The sequence below is a fragment of the Priestia sp. FSL P4-0332 genome (assembly GCF_038005845.1).
GTDB lineage: Bacteria > Bacillota > Bacilli > Bacillales > Bacillaceae_H > Priestia.
This window is the reverse complement of the sequence record NZ_JBBOUA010000001.1, coordinates 2,951,029-2,970,067: the sequence shown is the minus strand read 5'-3', so window position 1 is coordinate 2,970,067 and position 19,039 is coordinate 2,951,029. Positions and strand designations below refer to the sequence as shown.

The following is a 19,039-nucleotide window of genomic DNA, read 5'->3' as shown; positions in this document are numbered from 1 at the left end:
CTCTTATTTAGGGAACGTACTAACAGCGGCTGTTTTTACATAATTTTAAGAGAGCGCGGACTACTCATAAAAAAGAGCACATTGAAAATGGAGAGAATGTGTACAAGCTTATATAATAGCACTTTGACAAAAAGAAGCTGGAGAGAAGGTGGATAGAGGATGATCACAAATGGTATTTATCGTTTTTTTCTTATCTGGTACGTATGCGGAGTCGTCTTGCTTTCCTTCGATTTGCTGCCTTCATGGTTAGAATGGGCAAACGCGGTCTTTTTACACTTGAGCAGTCTTCTTGCTCTTATTTATCTAGCTAAAGCTTATGGAGTAAGGCGGGCACTGCTCGTTGCGATATTTGTGACAGGCGCATCTATTTATATCGAAAGTCTAGGTGTTAAGTATGGATTTTTATTTGGATCCTACGATTATGAAAAAGATTTTGGCGCCAAAATCTTAGGGGTTCCTCTGACCATTGGTTCGGCTTGGTTTATGGTTGTGATCACAAGCAGAATATTAGCTCTGGGAATTATGAAACGTATGGAACTGCCGTTTATTGTACATGGAATTGCCTATGCAGTCATTAGTTCGCTTTTTGCTGTTATTATGGATTTGGCTATTGATCCTGTTGCCTATGTTGTTAAACAATATTGGGCGTGGGAAGGGGACAGCTTTTATTATAATATTCCTTTATCAAATTTCTCCGGCTGGTTTTTATTGTCTTTCTTCATTCAGCTGGTCGTATATTTCTTTTTAGCTAAGTCTCCTAAAGAGGAAAATCCGGTGTGGGAAAAAAGAATGGTATTTTTGTATAGTGCAGTTGTCATGATGTTTGTGATTGTAGCGTTAGCGAATGGCCTATGGCTTGTCGTATGGCTGACGATGATTCCTTTTCTTATTCTTTATATTGTGTATAAAAAGGAGACTCGCTTATGATTTACCCGAAGAAAAACTCAATATTTGAGCGATTTTTTCAACTGTTTGTCACATATCAGCTTAAAAAGCAATTTTATCGTATTCATTTACATATAGAAGGGCTCCCAAAAGATAAAAAAATTTTATTAATTGCTAATCATTCCAGCTGGTGGGACGGTTTAGTGACATTTTATTTAAATAACGCGGTATTAAAAACAGATCTATACGCTATGATGTCCGAACAAGGAATGAAGGATTTTCCTTTTTTTCAACGAATCGGAGCTTTTTCAGTAAATGCAGCGTCTCCGAAGCATACGGTGGAATCGTTAAGGTTTGCCAGTAAGCTGTTAGAAGAGAAAAAAGCGGTGCTTATTTTTCCCCAAGGAAAAGAAGAGCATCTTGAAAAAAGACCGTTAACTTTTTCTGAAGGACCTGCTTTTCTTCTAAAGAAGCATTCTGACGTTGAAGTTATTCCCATTACGTATTATTATACGTTTCGCCATGATCAGCGACCGGAGCTTTTTATCTGGGTAGGGCAAGCTGTTTTTTACGACTCATCTAAGGCAAGAGAAGAGATAACCAACACGCTAGGCGGTGCAGTCACTGCTCAGCTCGATTATCAAAAACAGAAAATAATTCAAGAAAACGATGAGGAATTTACGGTTTTATTAAAAGGAAAAAAGACGCTTAGTGAATGGTTAACGTGGTGGAAAGCGAAGGTGAAAGAATGATTTACTATATGCTTTTATTTATTTTTATGCTGCTTCTAACCATTGTAAATATTAAAGCAATGCCTAAATTAAAAAGATACGAGCCAGATTCCAAAACACCTCAGCCTCTTATTTCTATTTTGATTCCAATGCGAAATGAAGAACGAAATGTAAAGCGAATCATTTCCTCTATTAAAGGATTAACGTACAGCAATCTAGAATGTGTCATACTAGACGATCAGTCCACAGATCAAACACGAACACAGCTGTTGAAAGAAATTCACGGGGATCCGAGGTTTACCATCATAGAAGGAAAAGAGCTGAGAGAGGGCTGGGTCGGAAAAGTTCATGCCTGTCACCAGCTGTCGCAAGCTGCAAATGGAGACTATTTATTGTTTGTAGATGCAGATGTAGCACTAAAAGAACGTACACTGGAACATACTTTGGCCACAGCACAAGCGACAAAAGCCGCTCTTTTAACAGGTTTCCCTCGTTTTCCCGTAAAAACGTGGTTAGAAGCATTGGTTGTTCCGCTTCAGCATGTGGTTGTTTTTAGTTATTTACCGGTTGTCGTAGCTAATCGTAATAAGATGAGCAAAGCTTCAGCGGCTCACGGTGCTTTTATGTTTATAAAAAAAGAAACATACGAGGCCGTAGGAGGACATGAAGCCGTCAAATCTTCACTAGTAGAAGATGTCCACCTAGCCCAGCTTTTTAAGCAAAAGAAACACCGCGTCATTTTAGCTAATATTACCTCTCATGTTAGCTGTTATATGTATGAAACAACAGAAGAAGTATGGAACGGTTTTGCTAAAAACATCTTTGTAGGTCTGGGCCGCTCCGCTAAAGCAGTTTGGGTACTAAGCGTTTTTTTTGCCTGTTACTATGTGCTGCCGCTTCCTTTTTTTATAGCAGGAATATTCACAGGCAACATGCTTTGGATTCTGCCTTTTTGCATTATGCTTTTTCAGCGGTTTTTAATTGACCGGTCGGCTCAGCAAAAAGGGCTTTTGTTTTGTACGATGCCCGCGTCGGCAATTGTGCTGATGCTGCTGATGAATCATTCCATGAAGCGTGAACGAAAAAAGCAGGGATATGAATGGAAAGGAAGGCATTATCAATGAAAAAAGTACTAATAGTTGGGGCAGGGTTAGGCGGATTAGCTGCAGGAGTTCTTCTTCAAACAAAGGGGTTCGATGTCACAATTGTGGAAAAAAACGAGCATGTAGGCGGAAAAATGATGCCTGTGCAGCTAGGAGAATATTCTTTTGATTTTGGGCCTAATACCATTACAATGCCCGAAGTTTTTCAGTGGTTATTTGAGCAAGCGGGTGAACGCCCAGAAGACTATATGCCTCTTGTCAAACTAACGCATCATACGAATAATTTCTTCACCGACGGCTCCCAATTTTCCATGTCTATAGATGAAAGAAAGATGATTCAGCAGCTTGAACGTCTCGATCCCTTTGCTGCGGAGCAATACCCTGCCTATTTAAAAGAAGTAAAAAGAATATACGACATTGCAAAAAGCCAATTTTTCTACCGGACATTTTCATCGTGGAAAGATTACACAAACCCTTCTTTATTAAAAGCATTGCTGCAAGTAAGGCCGTTTGAAACAGTAGATACGTTTCATCAGCGTTTTTTTCGAAACGAAAACATTCGAAATGCATTTAATCGATATGCAACCTATATCGGATCTTCACCTTATACATCACCCGCTACGTTTTCACTGATTGGACATTTAGAAATGAATGATGGGGTGTACTATGTAAAAGGAGGAAATCCTAGAATTGCAAAAGGGCTGGGACATGTGTTCCAAAAAGCTGGAGGAAAGCTGTATACAAACTGCAGCGTTACTGAAATAATCGTAAAAAATAAACGGGCTGTGGGAGTGGAAGTAAATGGAGAAGAAAAGATAGACGCGGATATCGTTATTGTGAACGGGGACTTGCTAAAAGCCTATCCGGCACTTGTAAAAGAACAGGATAGACCTCATTTTAAAAACAAAAAAGCAGCTGAATTCGAGCCTTCCATATCAGCTTATGTGATCATGGCAGCTGTTAAGAAGCGCTTTTCTCAGCTGATTCATCATCAAGTGTATTTTTCTCAGGATTATAAACAGGAATTCTATGAGCTATTTCAGCAAAAAACGCTTCCAACCGATCCCACCATCTACATTTGTAATTCTTCATATACCGATAACACGGTAGCTCCGGGTGATAATTTATTTATTTTAGTGAATGCTCCTGCTGTGAAAGAAGAGAATCAAGAAGAAATGAAAGCTTACAGAGAAGTTGTCTATCGCAAGCTTTCTCAGTTTGGTTTAGATATCGAGCCTTCGCTTGTACATGAACGAATTGTTACTCCATATGAAATTGAACAAACGTTTGGCGCATTTAAAGGTGCTTTGTACGGCGTGAGTTCAAACCGGAAAATGGATAGTTTTCTTCGCCCAAGCAACGTCTCAAAAGATGTTAAAAACTTATATTTTGTAGGAGGAACGACTCACCCTGGAGGAGGGTCTCCTATGGTCACGATTAGCGGCATCAATGTAGCTATGCTTATTTCATCTTCCTAATTGATAAATCAGGATTGTCAAAAAGTTTAGTTTTTTGGTACTATAAGAAAGTGCAGAGGCTGTTAACCTACTGTTCTTACGAATGGAAAAAATGAAAAAACATGTTACATAACGAAGTTGAAAAGGTGATTACATAACTATATGATTGTATTTACGTGTCTTATTATTATCATAAGCATTGTCCGTCCGTACTTGGAAAGCGTGACTGTTAAGCGACTTGCTTCAGAAGGCAAAAAAGTTCGCTACTACAAAGAACAGTTCTTTTTTTATGTGCTAATTTTACTATTTTATATTGCGGTGATGGTATACCATAGGGTTCCAATTTCTATGTTAGGATTACAGGGAGTATATCTCGATACGATTCATCGCACGGCTCCGTATCCAGCGTGGATTGAATATTTGCTGCTTTTAATCTTTGCAGGCTTTATCATTCTTTCCATTATGCTTCAATGGATGAAAGATCATGGAGAAACGGTTTTTGTGGAACAGGAAATGCCCACGTCAATTGAGGCAACCGTTCCTAAAACGGAAAGAGAGCAAAAGTGGTGGCTAGCATACAGCGGTATTTCCAGCTTCGTAGAAAGCACCGTCTATTTTCCTAGCTTTTATTTATATAGTCACTATATATTAGCCATTGAAAACACATGGGTATTGGCCGTCTTAATTGGTATTGGTTATTTCCTATCACAGCTAGCTTTCCAGCGTGACCGTTTAAGTGTCCAGACGCTGTTAGTTGGTATCGGGCTAGGCGCTTTATTTATCATGACGAAGTCAGTTGTCATCATGGTCTTGTACTATGGCTTTAGCTTTTTGATTTATGATATTTACCAGCAAGATCGCAATCTAGTAAAAAGCACAGATGATCACTAAGAAACAACACGGCATAAAGCTGTGTTGTTTCTTTTTTTTATAATTTATAAAAAAAGCTTGAAAAGCGCTTTCAATAGTCTTATAATTTAGATAAATCGATTTACTAAACCGGTTTAGTAAGTGGTTAGTTAGCATAATAAGAAAGGTAGGTCGATTTATGAATAGTATCATTATCCCGTTAAATGCATTTGAAACAACAGGCTTTCAGCACACCATGATTGGGAAAATACATGAGCAGCAAGTACATGGAGTGGAAATTCGAAGAGAGTTAATGAAAAAAGTAGATCAAGAGATTGAGCTTATTGCCGAAGAATTAAAAAAATATCCGCTTTTTACAGTATATTCGGCTCCAATTGAACTGTGGAGAGAAAATGGAGAGTTAAACACACAAGAATTAAAAGCTATTCTTGAAGAAGCCGTATCACTTGGCGCTCAGTGGGTAAAAGTTTCTCTTGGTTTTTATCAGCCCCAATCGCCTATAGCAGATTTACAGCAGCTATTAGAAGCATTTCCAGCTTTACGTCTATTTGTAGAAAACGATCAAACCAGTCACGGAGGCAACATAGCATCTCTGCACGCATTTTTTGATAACGCTTACGAAGTTCCTGTTTCCATGACGTTTGATATTGGTAATTGGCTTTATGTACATGAACAACCCCAGGAAGCAATCAAAAAGCTAAGGTCATTTGTGGGCTATATTCATATTAAACACGTAATAAAAAACAGCGGAAAGCTAGTGACCACCGCTATATCAAACGGTTCAAATGAAATGTGGAAAGATATTTTGAAAGGGTTTTCTCATTCTACTTTTAAAGCTTTAGAGTTTCCAATCGATGAACCAGAACAAGTTCCAGGCTTCATTTCATTGGTGCAAGCAGCAGAACAGGAGGAAGTGCAATGAATTCATTAGACGTTATTACCTTCGGAGAAGCAATGGCGATGTTCATGGCAGAACAGCCGGGACCGCTGCATGAGATTAAGCGTTATACGAAAGAACTAGCCGGAGCAGAAACAAATGTAGCAATTGGTCTCGCTCGTCTCAGTCTGCGCGCAGGCTGGGTGAGCAAAGTCGGCAACGATCCTTTCGGTACGTTTATTATGAAACGGCTACAAGAGGAGTCAGTCAACACCGATTGTGTACTAGTAGATAGCGAGCATGCAACAGGCTTTCAAATTAAATCAAAAGTGGAAGTGGGAGATCCGGAAGTTTGTTACTTCCGAAAAAATTCAGCAGCCAGTCACTTGCACTCCAGCGATTTTAATCAAAACTATTTTTTAGCGGCAAAACATATGCATATGACAGGCATACCGCTTGCTGTGTCAGCAAGTATGCGCGATTTTGCTCTACATGCACTTACATCGATGAAAGCAGCTGGAAGAACGGTTTCCTTTGATCCAAACCTTAGACCCACTCTTTGGGCATCGAAAGAAGAAATGGTTATTACAATCAATGAAGCTGCTAAACAAGCAAACTACGTCCTGCCGGGTATTGAAGAAGGAAAAATCTTAACCGGCTACGAAAATCCAGAAGACATTGCTTCTTACTATTTAGATGCAGGCGTAGAGCTTGTCGTTATTAAACTAGGTGAACAAGGAGCCTTTTTTAAGACGGCTAAAGAGCAAGGAATGGTTGAAGGAATAAAAGTGAAACAAATAGTGGATACAGTCGGAGCAGGAGACGGTTTTGCAGTAGGACTGTTAAGCGGACTTCTTCAAAATGATTCTCTTACTCAGTCTGTAAGGAGAGCAAATGCTATTGGGTCATTAGCTGTACAAAGCCCTGGAGATAACGACGGATATCCAACTGAACAGCAGTTGCAAAGATATATGGAATCCCAAAAACAAGGAGTGAAGTGATAATGAAACAGCAGCTAGCAAAAAAAAGATGGCTTCGGTTAATTCCTATCGTATTTATTACGTATAGCCTTGCATATTTAGACCGTGCAAACTACGGGTTTGGAGCAGCAGCAGGGCTGGCGGAAGATCTTCATATTACACCAGGTATTTCGTCTTTATTAGGATCGCTCTTTTTCTTAGGTTATTTCTTTTTCCAAATTCCAGGCGCTCACTATGCTGAAAATAAAAGCGCCAAAAAGCTGATTTTTTGGTCTCTGATTTTATGGGGAGGGCTTGCTACAGCTACAGGTATGGTAAGCCACGTTGGATTTTTGTTTGTTATTCGGTTTGCTTTAGGCGTAGTTGAAAGTGCCGTTATGCCTGCTATGCTCGTATTTTTAAGCCACTGGTTTACAAAAGCAGAGCGTTCTAGAGCCAACACATTCCTAATTTTAGGAAACCCTGCAACCGTCCTTTGGATGTCGATTGTTTCTGGATATTTGCTAGAATCGTTTGGCTGGAGATGGATGTTTATTTTAGAAGGTTTTCCAGCTGTTATTTGGGCGTTTTTATGGTGGAAACTAGTAAACGACGAGCCAAAAGATGCAGGCTGGCTGTCGAAAAAAGAAAAAACAGATTTGCATGAAGCATTACAAAAAGAACAAGAAGGAATTAAACCTGTTAAAGGCTATAAAGAGGCTTTCAAAAATCGTACTGTCATTTTATTAAGCATTCAATATGCTTTATGGAGTATCGGCGTCTACGGATTTGTTATGTGGCTTCCTTCTATTATTAAAGCAGCGCCTAACATGAGTATAGTAAAGACCGGTTGGTTAGCGTCCGTTCCTTACGTATTAGCAGTCGTATTAATGTTAACGGTTTCATATTTATCAGATAAGTTTTTAAAACGAAGCGCATTTGTATGGCCGTTCTTATTGGTAGGAGCGCTTGCCTTTTACGGATCATACTTAGTTGGCACAAGCAACTTCTGGCTTTCTTTTACTTTACTCGTTATCGCCGGAGGGACAATGTACGCTCCGTACGGACCGTTCTTTGCAATTATCCCTGAAATTTTACCGCGTAATGTTGCCGGAGGAGCGATGGCTTTAATTAATAGCATGGGCGCACTTGGCTCATTTGCGGGTTCTTATATCGTAGGGTTTTTGAATGGATCAACAGGAGGATTTGGCGCTTCCTATATCTTTATGGCGGGATCATTATTCCTTGCTGCCATTCTAACTATTGTCGCAACGAAAAAGCCAAGAGAAGTTCAAAGTGTAAAGCCAGTTGAAACAACAGCTTAATGCAACGATAGAAAAGGAGAATTCAAATGCATATTGAGAAAATTACAAGTAGCGGTATTGTAGCGGTCATTCGAGGAGCAAGTGCTGAGCGAATTATTCCGCTTGCCTACGCGTTAAAAGAAGGCGGAGTAACAAACCTAGAAATTACAATGGAAAACCCTGCTGCCGTAGAGGTTATTAAAGAGTTAAAAAATGAATTTGACGACTCGATGTTTATTGGAGCAGGAACTGTTCTAGACGAAGAAACAGCACGAATTGCTATTATGGCAGGAGCGTCATTTATTTTTTCTCCTACGGTTAATGAACGAACAATTAAAACGGCTAAAAGATACGGAGTCATTAGCGTTCCGGGCGCTTTTACACCCACTGAAATTTTAACAGCCTATGAATGCGGTGCAGATATGATTAAAGTCTTCCCGGCAAGCGTAGTCGGCCCCGCTTATTTTAAAAATATAGCAGGACCGCTTCCTCATATTCCATTAATGCCAACGGGCGGCGTTACGGCTGAAAATGCAGGAGCTTATATTAAAGCTGGAGCAGCTGCTATTGGGGCAGGAAGCACATTAGTGGATGGAAAGCAGCTTCTAACTCCTGAATACTTACTTCAAGTAACAAAGGAAGCGAAGCGTTTTACTCATGAAATTCAAGAAGCTAGGCTTGCGTACGTTTAATAAATAAAGCCTTCTGCTAGCAAGAAGGCTTTTCCTTTTTCGTTTTTTTCGTTTACACTAGGAGTAGCATAATTTTAGGGATTGAATGAAAAGGACGGATTATGATGCAAAAAGTTACTATGCTGGACGTTGCAAAAGCAGCAAATGTCTCCAAAAGCACCGTATCACAATACATTAACAAGCGGTATGAATATATGGGCGAAGAAACACGAAAGAAAATTAAAGAAGCGATTGATACACTCGGCTATCAGCCCAACTATCTAGCAAGGAGCTTAAAACAAAAGCGAACGTCAATGATTGGGATTATTGTCGCGAATATTATGCACAGATTTTCTACTGAAGTCATTCGTGCAATTGAAGACTATTGCCATTCACAAGATATACATGCCATCATCTGTAACGCAGATGATGACCCTGATAAAGAAAAGAAATATATTAATATGTTAAAAGCAAAGCAAGTAGATGGCCTTATTTTATTTCCAACGGGAGCCAATACTTCTCTTTATGAGCAGATGATCAAAGAAGAATATCCGGTTGTTATTATGGATCGTAAAATTCATGATGTAAAAGGAAAAATTCCATCCGTAGTGGCAAACAACCAAGAAGCCACAAAACAGGCTATTTTGCATCTCCTCGAGCTTGGACATAAGCATATAGCGATTATTACAGAACCATTAACTATTACACCCCGGATTGAACGTGTAGAAGGGTACAAAGAAGCGTTAACATCAGCCAATATGCCTGTAAATGAATCCATGATTATCAACTGCAAAAAAGCGGACATGCAAAAAGCGCTTGAGAAGCTATTTGCAGCCGATAATCCGCCGACAGCGCTGCTTGCTGGAAACGATTTAGTATTCATTGAAGTGCAGAAATTTATTAAACAACACGGATTTAATATCCCAAATGATTTATCTTTAATTGTTTATGATAATATTCCTTACGCAGATGTAGCAACGCCTGCTGTTACGACGATTTCGCAGCCCGCTTTTGATATGGGAACAAAAGCAGCAGATTTACTTATTAAACAAATTTTGAAAGAAAAGATAGCTTATGAAGAGTACCAGTATGAGTGTGAATTAATTATTCGAGAAACAACTTTGTCGCATTAAGCTAAAAAGAGCGCCTATGGCGTGCTCTTTTTAGCACATCAAAATATTGGTTTTTTTTACGCTGTTACTAAACCGGTTTAGTAGAAAGTGAGGAAAAAAAATATGAAGATACAAGTAGCATTAGATCGTGTCACAATTGAAGAAGCTATTATCCTTGCCAAGCTGGCAGAACCCTCTGTTGATTGGATTGAAGTAGGTACATCTCTTATAAAAGAGTATGGAATTGAAAGCATTTATAAAATCAAACAGGCATTTCCACACAAGACGATTGTAGCAGATATCAAAACAATTGATAACGCAGAGTATGAGTTTACAATGTGCTATCAAGCAGGTGCAGATATAGCAACAGTCATGGGCGTATCACCTTTACCTACGATAGATACTTGCGCAAATGTCAGCGAAAAATGGAATAAAAAAATGATGGTTGATTTATTAAACACATCAAGCAGCTCGCAAAAGCAAGTAGGTATTTATAGAAACGCTATTTTTTGCCATCATATCAGCAAAGACGAGCAAGAAAAAGAAGGAAAATCGCTGAGTCAAATAAATTTGCGGCAATATTTTCATTCAGATGCCCAAATAGCAGTAGCAGGAGGAATTAATCCAGCCTCAGCAGCATCGTTACTTCAAATGAAAGCGGACGTCGCGATTATTGGATCAGCGATTACAAAAAGTGCGGATGTGGCAAAGGCATCTGCTGAATTTCAAAACTTATTTATGAGCAGGGGGAACGTATAATGACAAAAACACAAACGATTTTAGACGAAATTACGGCCGTAATGAATCACATAAAAGAACCGCAAATAGAAGAAGTAGCGTTTTCACTTTACCAAGCGAAACGAATTTTTGTTATAGGCGAAGGCCGCTCTGGGTTAATGGGCAAATCATTTGCAATGAGACTGATGCATTTAGGTGCGACAGTATATGTTGTAGGGGAGACCATTACTCCTTCGATTGCAGCAGGTGACGTGTTGGTGGCCGTATCTGGTTCAGGAAAAACACAGCAAGTGGTGAGTGTAGCTAAAAAAGCCAAAGAAGTAGGATGTTCAGTTATCGGCATTTCAGCTAGTACAGAATCACCGTTAACTGCTCATACTGATGAGCTGCTGCACATTCCCGCTGCAACCAAATACCGAAGCGAAAATGAAGCCGCTTCTATTCAGCCTTTAGGCTCATTATTTGATCAATGTGCTCACGTTGTATTTGATGCCATTTGCTTAGAATACGGGAATTTGAATCACACGGATCATGAACAGGCGTTTAAGCAGCATAGCAATTTAGAATAAGAGGAAAGAGGCTAGAACAAAAGTAGATTATTTAAAAGAAAATCCGAACGATGAATTGAGATTCTTGATAAAGAATCACATTCGTTCGGATTTTTTCATTGGTATAGGTGAGCGTAGGTTTCATGTGTGTAGTTGCTTCTAGCTGTTAATTGAATCGATGTAGTTATGTCTCATTCTCTTTTGATACAGGCAAGTCTAAGTCTGAACGTTTACTTCAGTTTTGTTTATTGCGAATATATTCCTTCTCTTCAAAGTAAATGACAGCATTTTTATGCTGAAATTGCTATAATATACAAGCCGGTACATATACTAAGGCGACTGAAAATAAAGGAGTTTTGATTAATGACAAAAATAAAATTAATTTCACATAACGATTTAGACGGGGTAAGTCCAGCACTGTTGGGTCGGTTAGCGTTTAGCGATGACAACTTTGATTACAGCACGGTAAGCATTGGCCGCATCAATGACACAGTGACACATTTTATTGAAGAAGAAAACGATGGAGACACAGCTTTATACATAACGGATATTAGCGTAAATGAGGAAGTAGCGGAAAAATTAAATGAACTGGTAAAAAAAGGCCAGCAAATCACTCTTATTGACCATCATATCTCTGCTCTTCCACTAGCTGAGAAATACGATTGGGTTCATGTTATTGCGGAAGATGAAAACGGTAAAAAGACGGCAGCTACATCTCTTTTCTATGACTACTTAGTGCGCCGCAACATGCTCCAAAAAACGGCGTTGCTTGATGAGTACGTAGAACTTGTGCGCTTATTTGATACGTGGGACTGGTTCCATGAAAATAACTTGAAAGCAAAGCGCCTTAATCACCTATATTATCTAATCCCGCATGAAGAATTTAAAGAAACCATTCTAGAAACACTTCGTGAATCGTATCATACTGAAAATCAAGAATTTACGTTTACGGACAAACACGAAATTTTACTAGAAGCAGAAGAAAAAAAGATTGAAAAATACATTTATGACAAACAAAAACAAATCATAAAAGAAAGGGTTGAAATTGATAAAACAGCGTACAACGCAGGGATTGTATTTGCAGATACATATCAGTCTGAGCTAGGAAATGCACTGTGTCTAGAAAACGAAGATATCGACTTTTCCGTTATGGTGGACATGGGACGCCAAAAGATTGGCTTCCGTGCAGTAAAAGACGAAATCAACTTAGCAGAAATTGTTGGGCACCTTGGAGGAGGAGGTCACCCAAAAGCTTCTGGATGCAAGTTAACGGCTGAAACGTTTGCTCTTTTCGTCACGGATCACTTGTTTAAAGACGAAGAAAAAAGTGAATAAAGCGTATAAGGAGGAGATGATATGTCGTTTAAAGATTTAGTTGTTGTTGTTACCGGAGCTGCGAACGGAATAGGTAAAGATGTATCCCGCGCATACGCGAAACAAGGAGCAAAAGTGGTATTGGCAGATGTGGACGAAACCGAAGGAGAGGGTCACGCAGAAGCTATTCAAAGACAAGGCGGAGAAGCCATTTTTGTGAAAACAGACGTCCGAAAAGAAGGCGACATTTTAAATCTCGTTGAAAAAACGGTCAGTACGTATGGAACGATACATATTTTGATTAATAATGCAGGCGTTTCCCGCTGGAAATCACCGTATGAGCTAACCATTGATGAATGGGATGACATTATCAATACGAACCTGCGCAGCGTGTTTCTATGCTCTCGCGAAGCAGCTAAGGTGATGAGAAAAAACGAAAGCGGAGGCTCCATTGTAAACTTAGCTTCTACAAGAGCTACAATGTCTGAACCTCACACAGAAGCCTATGCGGCTACAAAAGGAGGAATCGTTGCTTTAACTCATGCACTTGCCATTTCACTTGGTGATGACAATATCACAGTAAACGCTATTTCTCCAGGATGGATTGAGACATCTGACTACGATGGCCTTCGTGAAATCGATCATACGCAGCATCCGTCTAATCGGGTGGGAACGCCAGCCGATATTTCAAGAGCGTGTATGTACTTAACAAACGTTGAAAATGATTTTGTAACAGGAGTTAACCTCGTAGTAGACGGGGGAATGACGCGAAAGATGATTTATGAACATTAAGCATCTGTGAAAAAAGACTGCCGTATCTAGCGGTCTTTTTTCATATAATCAAGAAAGGAAAAAGATAATCTTTTTTTTCTTGACAGACTAAAATAATCATTGTAAAGTAAGTTACATAAAGTAATTAAATTTCAATTAATATTTTTTTAGTTTAATATCTCGAATTAGAGATATAAGAATTCATTATACCTTGTTTATCTCCTTTTATCAGGGGGAAGGGTATAAACATGCAATTTAAGTTAAAAAAACAAACAATTAGGAGTGTGGAAAATGGGTTTTTTAGATAAATTATTTGATAAATCAAGTGATCAACAACAGGTTGGAAAAGATTTTTATGAAGCAATTAAAAACCGACGTTCTATTTATGCAATTGATAAAAATGTAAAAATATCAGAAGAAAAAATTGAAGAAATTATTAACTTTGCGGTGAAACATACCCCTTCATCATTTAATTCTCAAAGCGCACGCGTAGTTGTTTTATTTGGCGAACAGCATGATAAAGTATGGAATATTACGAGAGAAACGCTTCGTAAAATTGTTCCAGCTGAAAATTTTTCAGATACGGATCAAAAAATGAACTTATTCGGAAGCGGCTATGGAACAGTTCTTTTCTTTGAAGATCAAGAAGTAATTGAAGGATTGCAAAAGCAGTTCGCATCTTATAGCGAAAATTTCCCGGTTTGGTCTAACCAATCATCAGGTATGCTGCAGCATGTGATTTGGACAGCGCTTGAGCTGGAAGGCCTAGGAGCAACTTTACAGCATTACAATCCATTGATTGACGATGAAGTAAAAGAAGCTTGGAATATTCCAAGCTCATGGAAATTAATTGCTCAAATGCCATTTGGTAATCCTGTGGCGCCAGCGGGCGAAAAAGAATTTCAACCGCTAAGTGAACGTGTAAAAGTATTTAAATAAGAAAAAAAGAGGTACGGACAAAATTATTTTAGTTGAAGCAAAATCCGAACGATGAATCGTTCGGATTTTTTCATTGGTATGGCAAGCGTAGGTGTTGCGTATGTAGCTGCTTCTAGCGGTTGATTTCGTTATGTCTCAGACCCTTTTTTTAGTAAATAGTTTGAATATTCTTTTATGTTTAACCTAAGAAAAATGCGGTTAAATAGGAGGAGTAGTCCTCAAATCTTCTGTGGAATTTATGCGCTATACATAAGCAATTCAACGATGTTTTACAAAAAAATAAAGTTTTTAACTTGGTTTTTTAGAGAATATTTGTTAACATATCCACTTGTGAGGTCTTAGTAAGAGGAGGATGATGTAAAGAATCCCATATCGGACGCAAGGGCGTAGATATGTGGAGTGGGAATTTTAAAGGAGGATTTTATGTCTGATCAAGGAAATCAAGGAAAATTTAAAAAATCAATATCGTTACTTGACCTAACGTTAATTGGGATGGGAGCTATTTTTGGTTCCGCCTGGTTATTTGCGGTTAGTAACGTAGCGTCAAAGGCTGGTCCAGCCGGAAGTTTTTCGTGGCTGATTGGCGGAGTCATTATTTTACTTATCGGTTTAGTGTATGCTGAACTTGGAGCAGCGCTGCCGCGTACCGGTGGAATTATCCGTTATCCGGTTTACTCGCATGGTCATTTAGTGGGTTACTTAATTTCATTCATTACCATTATTGCTTACACAAGCTTGATTGCCATCGAGGTAACGGCTGTACGTCAGTATGTTGCGTTTTGGCTTCCTGGTCTAACTAAACATGGTTCTGAATCGCCTACTACAATCGGCTGGTTATTTCAGTTCGCGTTATTAACGCTATTTTTTATCATTAACTACGTAAGTGTAAAAGCATTTGCTAAGTCAAATGTCATTATATCTGTGTTCAAATATGCGGTTCCTCTTACAATTATCGTCGTGTTAGCTTATCACTTTAAATCAGCTAACTTTACAACTGGCGATTTTGCTCCGTTTGGTTTTAATGGTATTCAAGCAGCCATTTCAACAGGTGGCGTTATGTTTGCTTACCTAGGACTTCACCCTATTGTTTCTGTAGCCAGTGAAGTTAAAAACCCGCAGCGTAATATTCCAATCGCGCTCATTATCTGTATTGTACTTTCAGCGATTATTTACACAGCACTGCAAGTATTGTTCATTGGTAACATCCCGGCTGATATGCTATCAGGAGGATGGGGAACAATTCAAGAGCAATTCTCTTTACCATTTAAAGATATTGCACTTATTTTAGGCCTTGGCTGGTTAGTAACGCTTGTTATTTTTGATGCTATTTTATCACCAGGCGGTAACGGGAACATCTTCATGAATACAACTTCTCGTTTAGTTTATGCTTGGTCTCGTAATGGAACATTATTTAAACGTTTCTCAAAAGTAGATAAGAAAACAGGAATTCCACGTGCGTCACTATGGCTATCATTTGGAATGTCCGTATTCTGGACACTGCCATTTCCTTCTTGGGAAGCGCTAGTAAACGTATGTTCAGTGGCACTTATTCTGTCTTATGCGATTGCGCCAATTTCAGCTGCTGCATTCAGAGTAAATGCAAAAGACCTTAAGAAGCCTTTTAAATTAAAAGGCATGAGCGTTATTGCTCCTGTTTCATTTATTTTCTGTTCATACATCGTATATTGGTCAGGATGGACGACAATTTCTTGGCTGCTAGGATCACAGCTTCTAATGGTTGTTATCTACGTAGCGTTTAAGAAATATGTACCAACTGACGTCGTAAAATTTGCACAGCAGCTTAAATCTGCTTGGTGGCTAGTTGCTTATTATATTATTATGCTTGTTATCTCTTATCTAGGTTCATTTGGTGGAGGACAAGGTGTGCTAAGCAACCCGCTTGACTTAATTTTAATTGCTCTTGTTTCACTTGGTATTTTCTACTGGGCGAAATACACAGGTTTACCAAAAGCAGTTATCGATACAGATGATTAATAAAAAACACGGCATGAATTCATGCCGTGTTTTTCGTTTGTATAGGCGTGTACTCTATTTATTTATCAAACAGCCATGTTTTTAATATAGCAGCATACTCACGAAAGTAGGCTTGAAGTTTAATTGAATTTGGTGTCTTTGCGCCTAAAGGATAAACATCAAAACCTTGGCGCTTGGCAATAATAGAAGCGCGAAACAAATGAAAATCACTGCTAACAAGCACGACTTTTTTGTGTTGAATATCAACTTTCTGTTTAGTAAAAGTAAAATTCTCAAAAGTAGAAGTTGACTGATCTTCTTTTATAATTCGATTCTTTTTAATTCCTTCTTTCCGCAGAAAACGATAGGCTGCCTCTGCTTCAGAAATTTCTTCATCGGATCCTTTTCCGCCCGTTACGATAACTTTTGTTTGTTGATGTGCTTGTAAATAAGATAAGGCCGTCTTTACTCGTTCTTTTAAACTAGGAGACATTTGATCACCATCTACTTTAGAACCTAAAACGAGGACATAATCTGCGTTATGTGGAACAGACTTGTGAGCAGTTTGATACATACAAAAAGATATAATTACTATATAAAGAACAAGCGAACCAATAAAGGTATAAATCATTTTTTTCTTCAACTGTGAGCACCTTCCTAGCTATTTCATAAGATGTTTGGAAAATAATTGTTATTATAGCATACGAGACCCAAATAAGTATAAGCACAGTAATATATAATAATAGAAGAAAATCGTTATTGTGAATAGTTATAAAATTCGTTACAATAAAGAATAAATGATTTTAAAAGTGCCTCTAAGGAGGATAATAGGGAAATCGGTGTAAATCCGGTGCAGCCCCCGCTACTGTAAATGTGGATGAACCTGCAAAGACCCACTAGTCAAACTAGGAAGGGTGCAGAAGTAAAATGAAGCATAAGCCAGGAGACCTGCTTTTAAAAACCCCTTATTTTTCGGTGGGAGAAATAAGTCAAGACAATGTGTTAATGAGCGCATGACCAAACCTTGACTTTTACAGTTAAGGTTTTTTTATGTGGTAGGGAGTGGAAAAAGTGAAAAAAGGAAAACCGCTTATGATTCAAGGAACGCACTCAGACGCTGGAAAAAGCATGATTGCTACAGCATTTTGCCGTATTTTTAAAGAAGACGGCTATCAAACTGCACCGTTTAAATCGCAAAATATGGCGCTTAATTCATACATTACAATGGATGGAAAAGAAATTGGCAGAGCGCAAGGAATTCAAGCAGAAGCGGCTGGAGTAGAAGCAACAACCAATATGAACCCTATTTTAATTAAACCAACTCGTGATCATGAATCTCAAATTGTCGTTCACGGAAAACCGCTACGTAATATGTTTGCTTTTCAGTATCGGCAAGAATTTTTTAATGAAGGTTTAAACGTTATCACGGAAGCTTATAAAGAGCTTGCCAGTCATTATGATCGAATTGTGATTGAAGGCGCTGGAAGTCCTGCTGAAGTCAATTTGAACGATCGGGAACTCGTAAATATGCGCGTTGCAAAAATAGCCCAAGCGCCTGTTGTGTTAGTAGGAGATATTGATAAAGGAGGAGTTTTTGCGAGCCTAGTGGGTACTCTTCAATTGCTTCCAGATGAACACAAGTCTAGAGTTATCGGGGTGTTAATTAATAAATTCCGAGGAGATTTAGAACTTTTAAAACCAGGTTTGAAGTGGTTTGAAGAATACACGGGTGTTCCGGTTCTAGGAGTTATTCCTTATATGAACAACGTGGAAATTGATGCGGAAGATTCGTTATCACTTAGAAATTACTCAACGCTTGTGAATCCGTTAAAAGAAATTGATATTGCGGTTATCTCGTACCCGCGCATCTCAAATTTTACAGACATCGATCCTTTAAGTTTAGAAGAAGACTGTCACGTGAGGCTTGTAACCAAGCCGTCGCAATTAGGTACGCCTGATTTAATTGTTTTACCAGGAAGCAAAAATACGATTGAAGATGCTCAGTTTTTACAAGAAAGCGGCCTGGCTCTAGCCATTAATCAAGTTTTGAACACAACGAACGTTCACGTCATTGGCATCTGCGGAGGATATCAAATGCTAGGGGAGACAATTACAGACCCTGATGCAGTAGAATCTCGGATTGAATCCATTAAAGGGCTGGGCTTGCTTCCGGTGGAAACCGTTATGACAAACAGCAAAAAAACAGAAAGAGTTTCTGGGTATGTCCAGCTAGAAAGTGAAAGAGTTTCGATTGAAGGCTACGAAATTCATATGGGAAAGACGTTTTCTAAGAGCACCACGGAAGCTTTTGCAGTGGTAGAGCATGAAAAAGAAGGAACGGTTAAAGACAACGTCATTGGCACGTATGTTCATGATGTGTTTCATAACGATGCTTTGCGCAGAGCTTTGCTTAATCAAATTCGTAAACATAAAAAATTGCCGCCTATTACGGACACATTCAACAGTCGCCTGCAAAAAGAGGAGTCTTTTTCAAAAGCAGCAGCATATGTGAGAGAAGCCGTAGATATGGAAAAGCTGTATCATTTAATAGACAACTATAAAAGCCCGGAGCAAACACAAAAAGTATAGCTTGTAGGGGCTTTCGCTTGTTTTTTTACCGAGAACTTTAGTACGCTATTCTACGTTGCCTAGTTCAACAGTCTAGCACTCGTAACAAATAAAAGATGATTGTTTCCAACTTAATGCATGGTGGAAGCATGGTTTATGGACAGGAAAATGAATGGTTAATGTAATGTAAAACATCACGCCTCGTTTCCTAGAGGAGC

At 38.8% G+C, this 19,039-nt stretch carries 18 protein-coding genes and 1 riboswitch; of the genes, 17 read left to right on the top strand and 1 reads right to left on the bottom strand.

Features of this window, described 5'->3' with window-relative positions; translation table 11 throughout:
- The first annotated feature begins 159 nt into the window (after window positions 1–159).
- From MKY06_RS15115 to MKY06_RS15040, 16 genes are all read left to right on the top strand, one after another.
- On the top strand, window positions 160–927 hold the full coding sequence (locus MKY06_RS15115) for a carotenoid biosynthesis protein (RefSeq protein ID WP_029322581.1): 768 nt from the start codon (window positions 160–162) through the stop codon (window positions 925–927).
- On the top strand, window positions 924–1,637 hold the full coding sequence (locus tag MKY06_RS15110) for a lysophospholipid acyltransferase family protein (RefSeq protein WP_053487422.1): 714 nt from the start codon (window positions 924–926) through the stop codon (window positions 1,635–1,637). The genes MKY06_RS15115 and MKY06_RS15110 overlap by 4 nt, the downstream gene beginning before the upstream one ends.
- Window positions 1,601–2,740, top strand: a complete 1,140-nt coding sequence (locus MKY06_RS15105; protein ID WP_223268887.1) for a glycosyltransferase — start codon at window positions 1,601–1,603, stop codon at window positions 2,738–2,740. The genes MKY06_RS15110 and MKY06_RS15105 overlap by 37 nt, the downstream gene beginning before the upstream one ends.
- Entirely contained in the window at window positions 2,737–4,197 is a 1,461-nt protein-coding gene (locus tag MKY06_RS15100) for a phytoene desaturase family protein (RefSeq protein WP_050689801.1), read from the top strand. Before MKY06_RS15105 ends, MKY06_RS15100 begins: the two co-directional genes overlap by 4 nt.
- A 141-nt stretch (window positions 4,198–4,338) precedes the next feature.
- Window positions 4,339–5,067, top strand: coding sequence for a hypothetical protein (locus MKY06_RS15095; protein ID WP_098278746.1), 729 nt, complete (start codon window positions 4,339–4,341; stop codon window positions 5,065–5,067).
- 157 nt (window positions 5,068–5,224) lie between these two features.
- Window positions 5,225–5,968: a sugar phosphate isomerase/epimerase family protein gene (locus MKY06_RS15090; RefSeq protein WP_013057644.1), complete on the top strand. Its 744-nt coding sequence runs from the start codon at window positions 5,225–5,227 to the stop codon at window positions 5,966–5,968.
- On the top strand, window positions 5,965–6,924 hold the full coding sequence (locus tag MKY06_RS15085) for a sugar kinase (protein WP_098526448.1): 960 nt from the start codon (window positions 5,965–5,967) through the stop codon (window positions 6,922–6,924). Before MKY06_RS15090 ends, MKY06_RS15085 begins: the two co-directional genes overlap by 4 nt.
- Window positions 6,925–6,926: 2 nt before the next feature.
- On the top strand, window positions 6,927–8,207 hold the full coding sequence (locus MKY06_RS15080; protein ID WP_013057642.1) for an MFS transporter: 1,281 nt from the start codon (window positions 6,927–6,929) through the stop codon (window positions 8,205–8,207).
- A 26-nt stretch (window positions 8,208–8,233) separates the two neighbouring features.
- A complete protein-coding gene (locus tag MKY06_RS15075) occupies window positions 8,234–8,878 on the top strand; it encodes a bifunctional 4-hydroxy-2-oxoglutarate aldolase/2-dehydro-3-deoxy-phosphogluconate aldolase (RefSeq protein ID WP_172738273.1) in 645 nt (214 codons plus the stop codon).
- A gap of 101 nt (window positions 8,879–8,979) precedes the next feature.
- Window positions 8,980–9,990 carry a LacI family DNA-binding transcriptional regulator gene (locus MKY06_RS15070; RefSeq protein WP_013057640.1) on the top strand — a complete coding sequence of 337 codons (1,011 nt, stop codon included), beginning with the start codon at window positions 8,980–8,982 and terminating at the stop codon, window positions 9,988–9,990.
- 102 nt (window positions 9,991–10,092) lie between these two features.
- Window positions 10,093–10,728: a 3-hexulose-6-phosphate synthase gene (hxlA, locus tag MKY06_RS15065; RefSeq protein WP_013057639.1), complete on the top strand. Its 636-nt coding sequence runs from the start codon at window positions 10,093–10,095 to the stop codon at window positions 10,726–10,728.
- Entirely contained in the window at window positions 10,728–11,276 is a 549-nt protein-coding gene (gene hxlB / locus MKY06_RS15060; RefSeq protein WP_013057638.1) for a 6-phospho-3-hexuloisomerase, read from the top strand. Before hxlA ends, hxlB begins: the two co-directional genes overlap by 1 nt.
- Before the next feature lie 342 nt (window positions 11,277–11,618).
- A complete protein-coding gene (locus tag MKY06_RS15055) occupies window positions 11,619–12,590 on the top strand; it encodes a DHH family phosphoesterase (RefSeq protein WP_013057637.1) in 972 nt (323 codons plus the stop codon).
- A gap of 21 nt (window positions 12,591–12,611) precedes the next feature.
- The gene (locus MKY06_RS15050) at window positions 12,612–13,361 is read left to right on the top strand and encodes an SDR family oxidoreductase (RefSeq protein WP_029322562.1); all 750 of its coding nucleotides are present in this window, start codon (window positions 12,612–12,614) and stop codon (window positions 13,359–13,361) included.
- Window positions 13,362–13,631: 270 nt separating this feature from the next.
- The gene (locus MKY06_RS15045; RefSeq protein WP_194757879.1) at window positions 13,632–14,279 is read left to right on the top strand and encodes a nitroreductase family protein; all 648 of its coding nucleotides are present in this window, start codon (window positions 13,632–13,634) and stop codon (window positions 14,277–14,279) included.
- Window positions 14,280–14,702: 423 nt separating this feature from the next.
- Window positions 14,703–16,274, top strand: a complete 1,572-nt coding sequence (locus MKY06_RS15040) for an APC family permease (protein WP_013057634.1) — start codon at window positions 14,703–14,705, stop codon at window positions 16,272–16,274.
- Window positions 16,275–16,332: 58 nt separating this feature from the next.
- Here the strand turns inward: MKY06_RS15040 and MKY06_RS15035 are convergent, their stop codons facing one another.
- Window positions 16,333–16,896: a YdcF family protein gene (locus MKY06_RS15035; RefSeq protein WP_078081942.1), complete on the bottom strand. Its 564-nt coding sequence runs from the start codon at window positions 16,894–16,896 to the stop codon at window positions 16,333–16,335.
- A gap of 147 nt (window positions 16,897–17,043) precedes the next feature.
- A riboswitch (cobalamin riboswitch) is annotated at window positions 17,044–17,223 on the top strand.
- 92 nt (window positions 17,224–17,315) lie between these two features.
- Between MKY06_RS15035 and MKY06_RS15030 the strand changes: the two genes are divergently transcribed.
- The gene (locus MKY06_RS15030; protein ID WP_098278748.1) at window positions 17,316–18,842 is read left to right on the top strand and encodes a cobyric acid synthase; all 1,527 of its coding nucleotides are present in this window, start codon (window positions 17,316–17,318) and stop codon (window positions 18,840–18,842) included.
- Window positions 18,843–19,039: the final 197 nt, after the last annotated feature.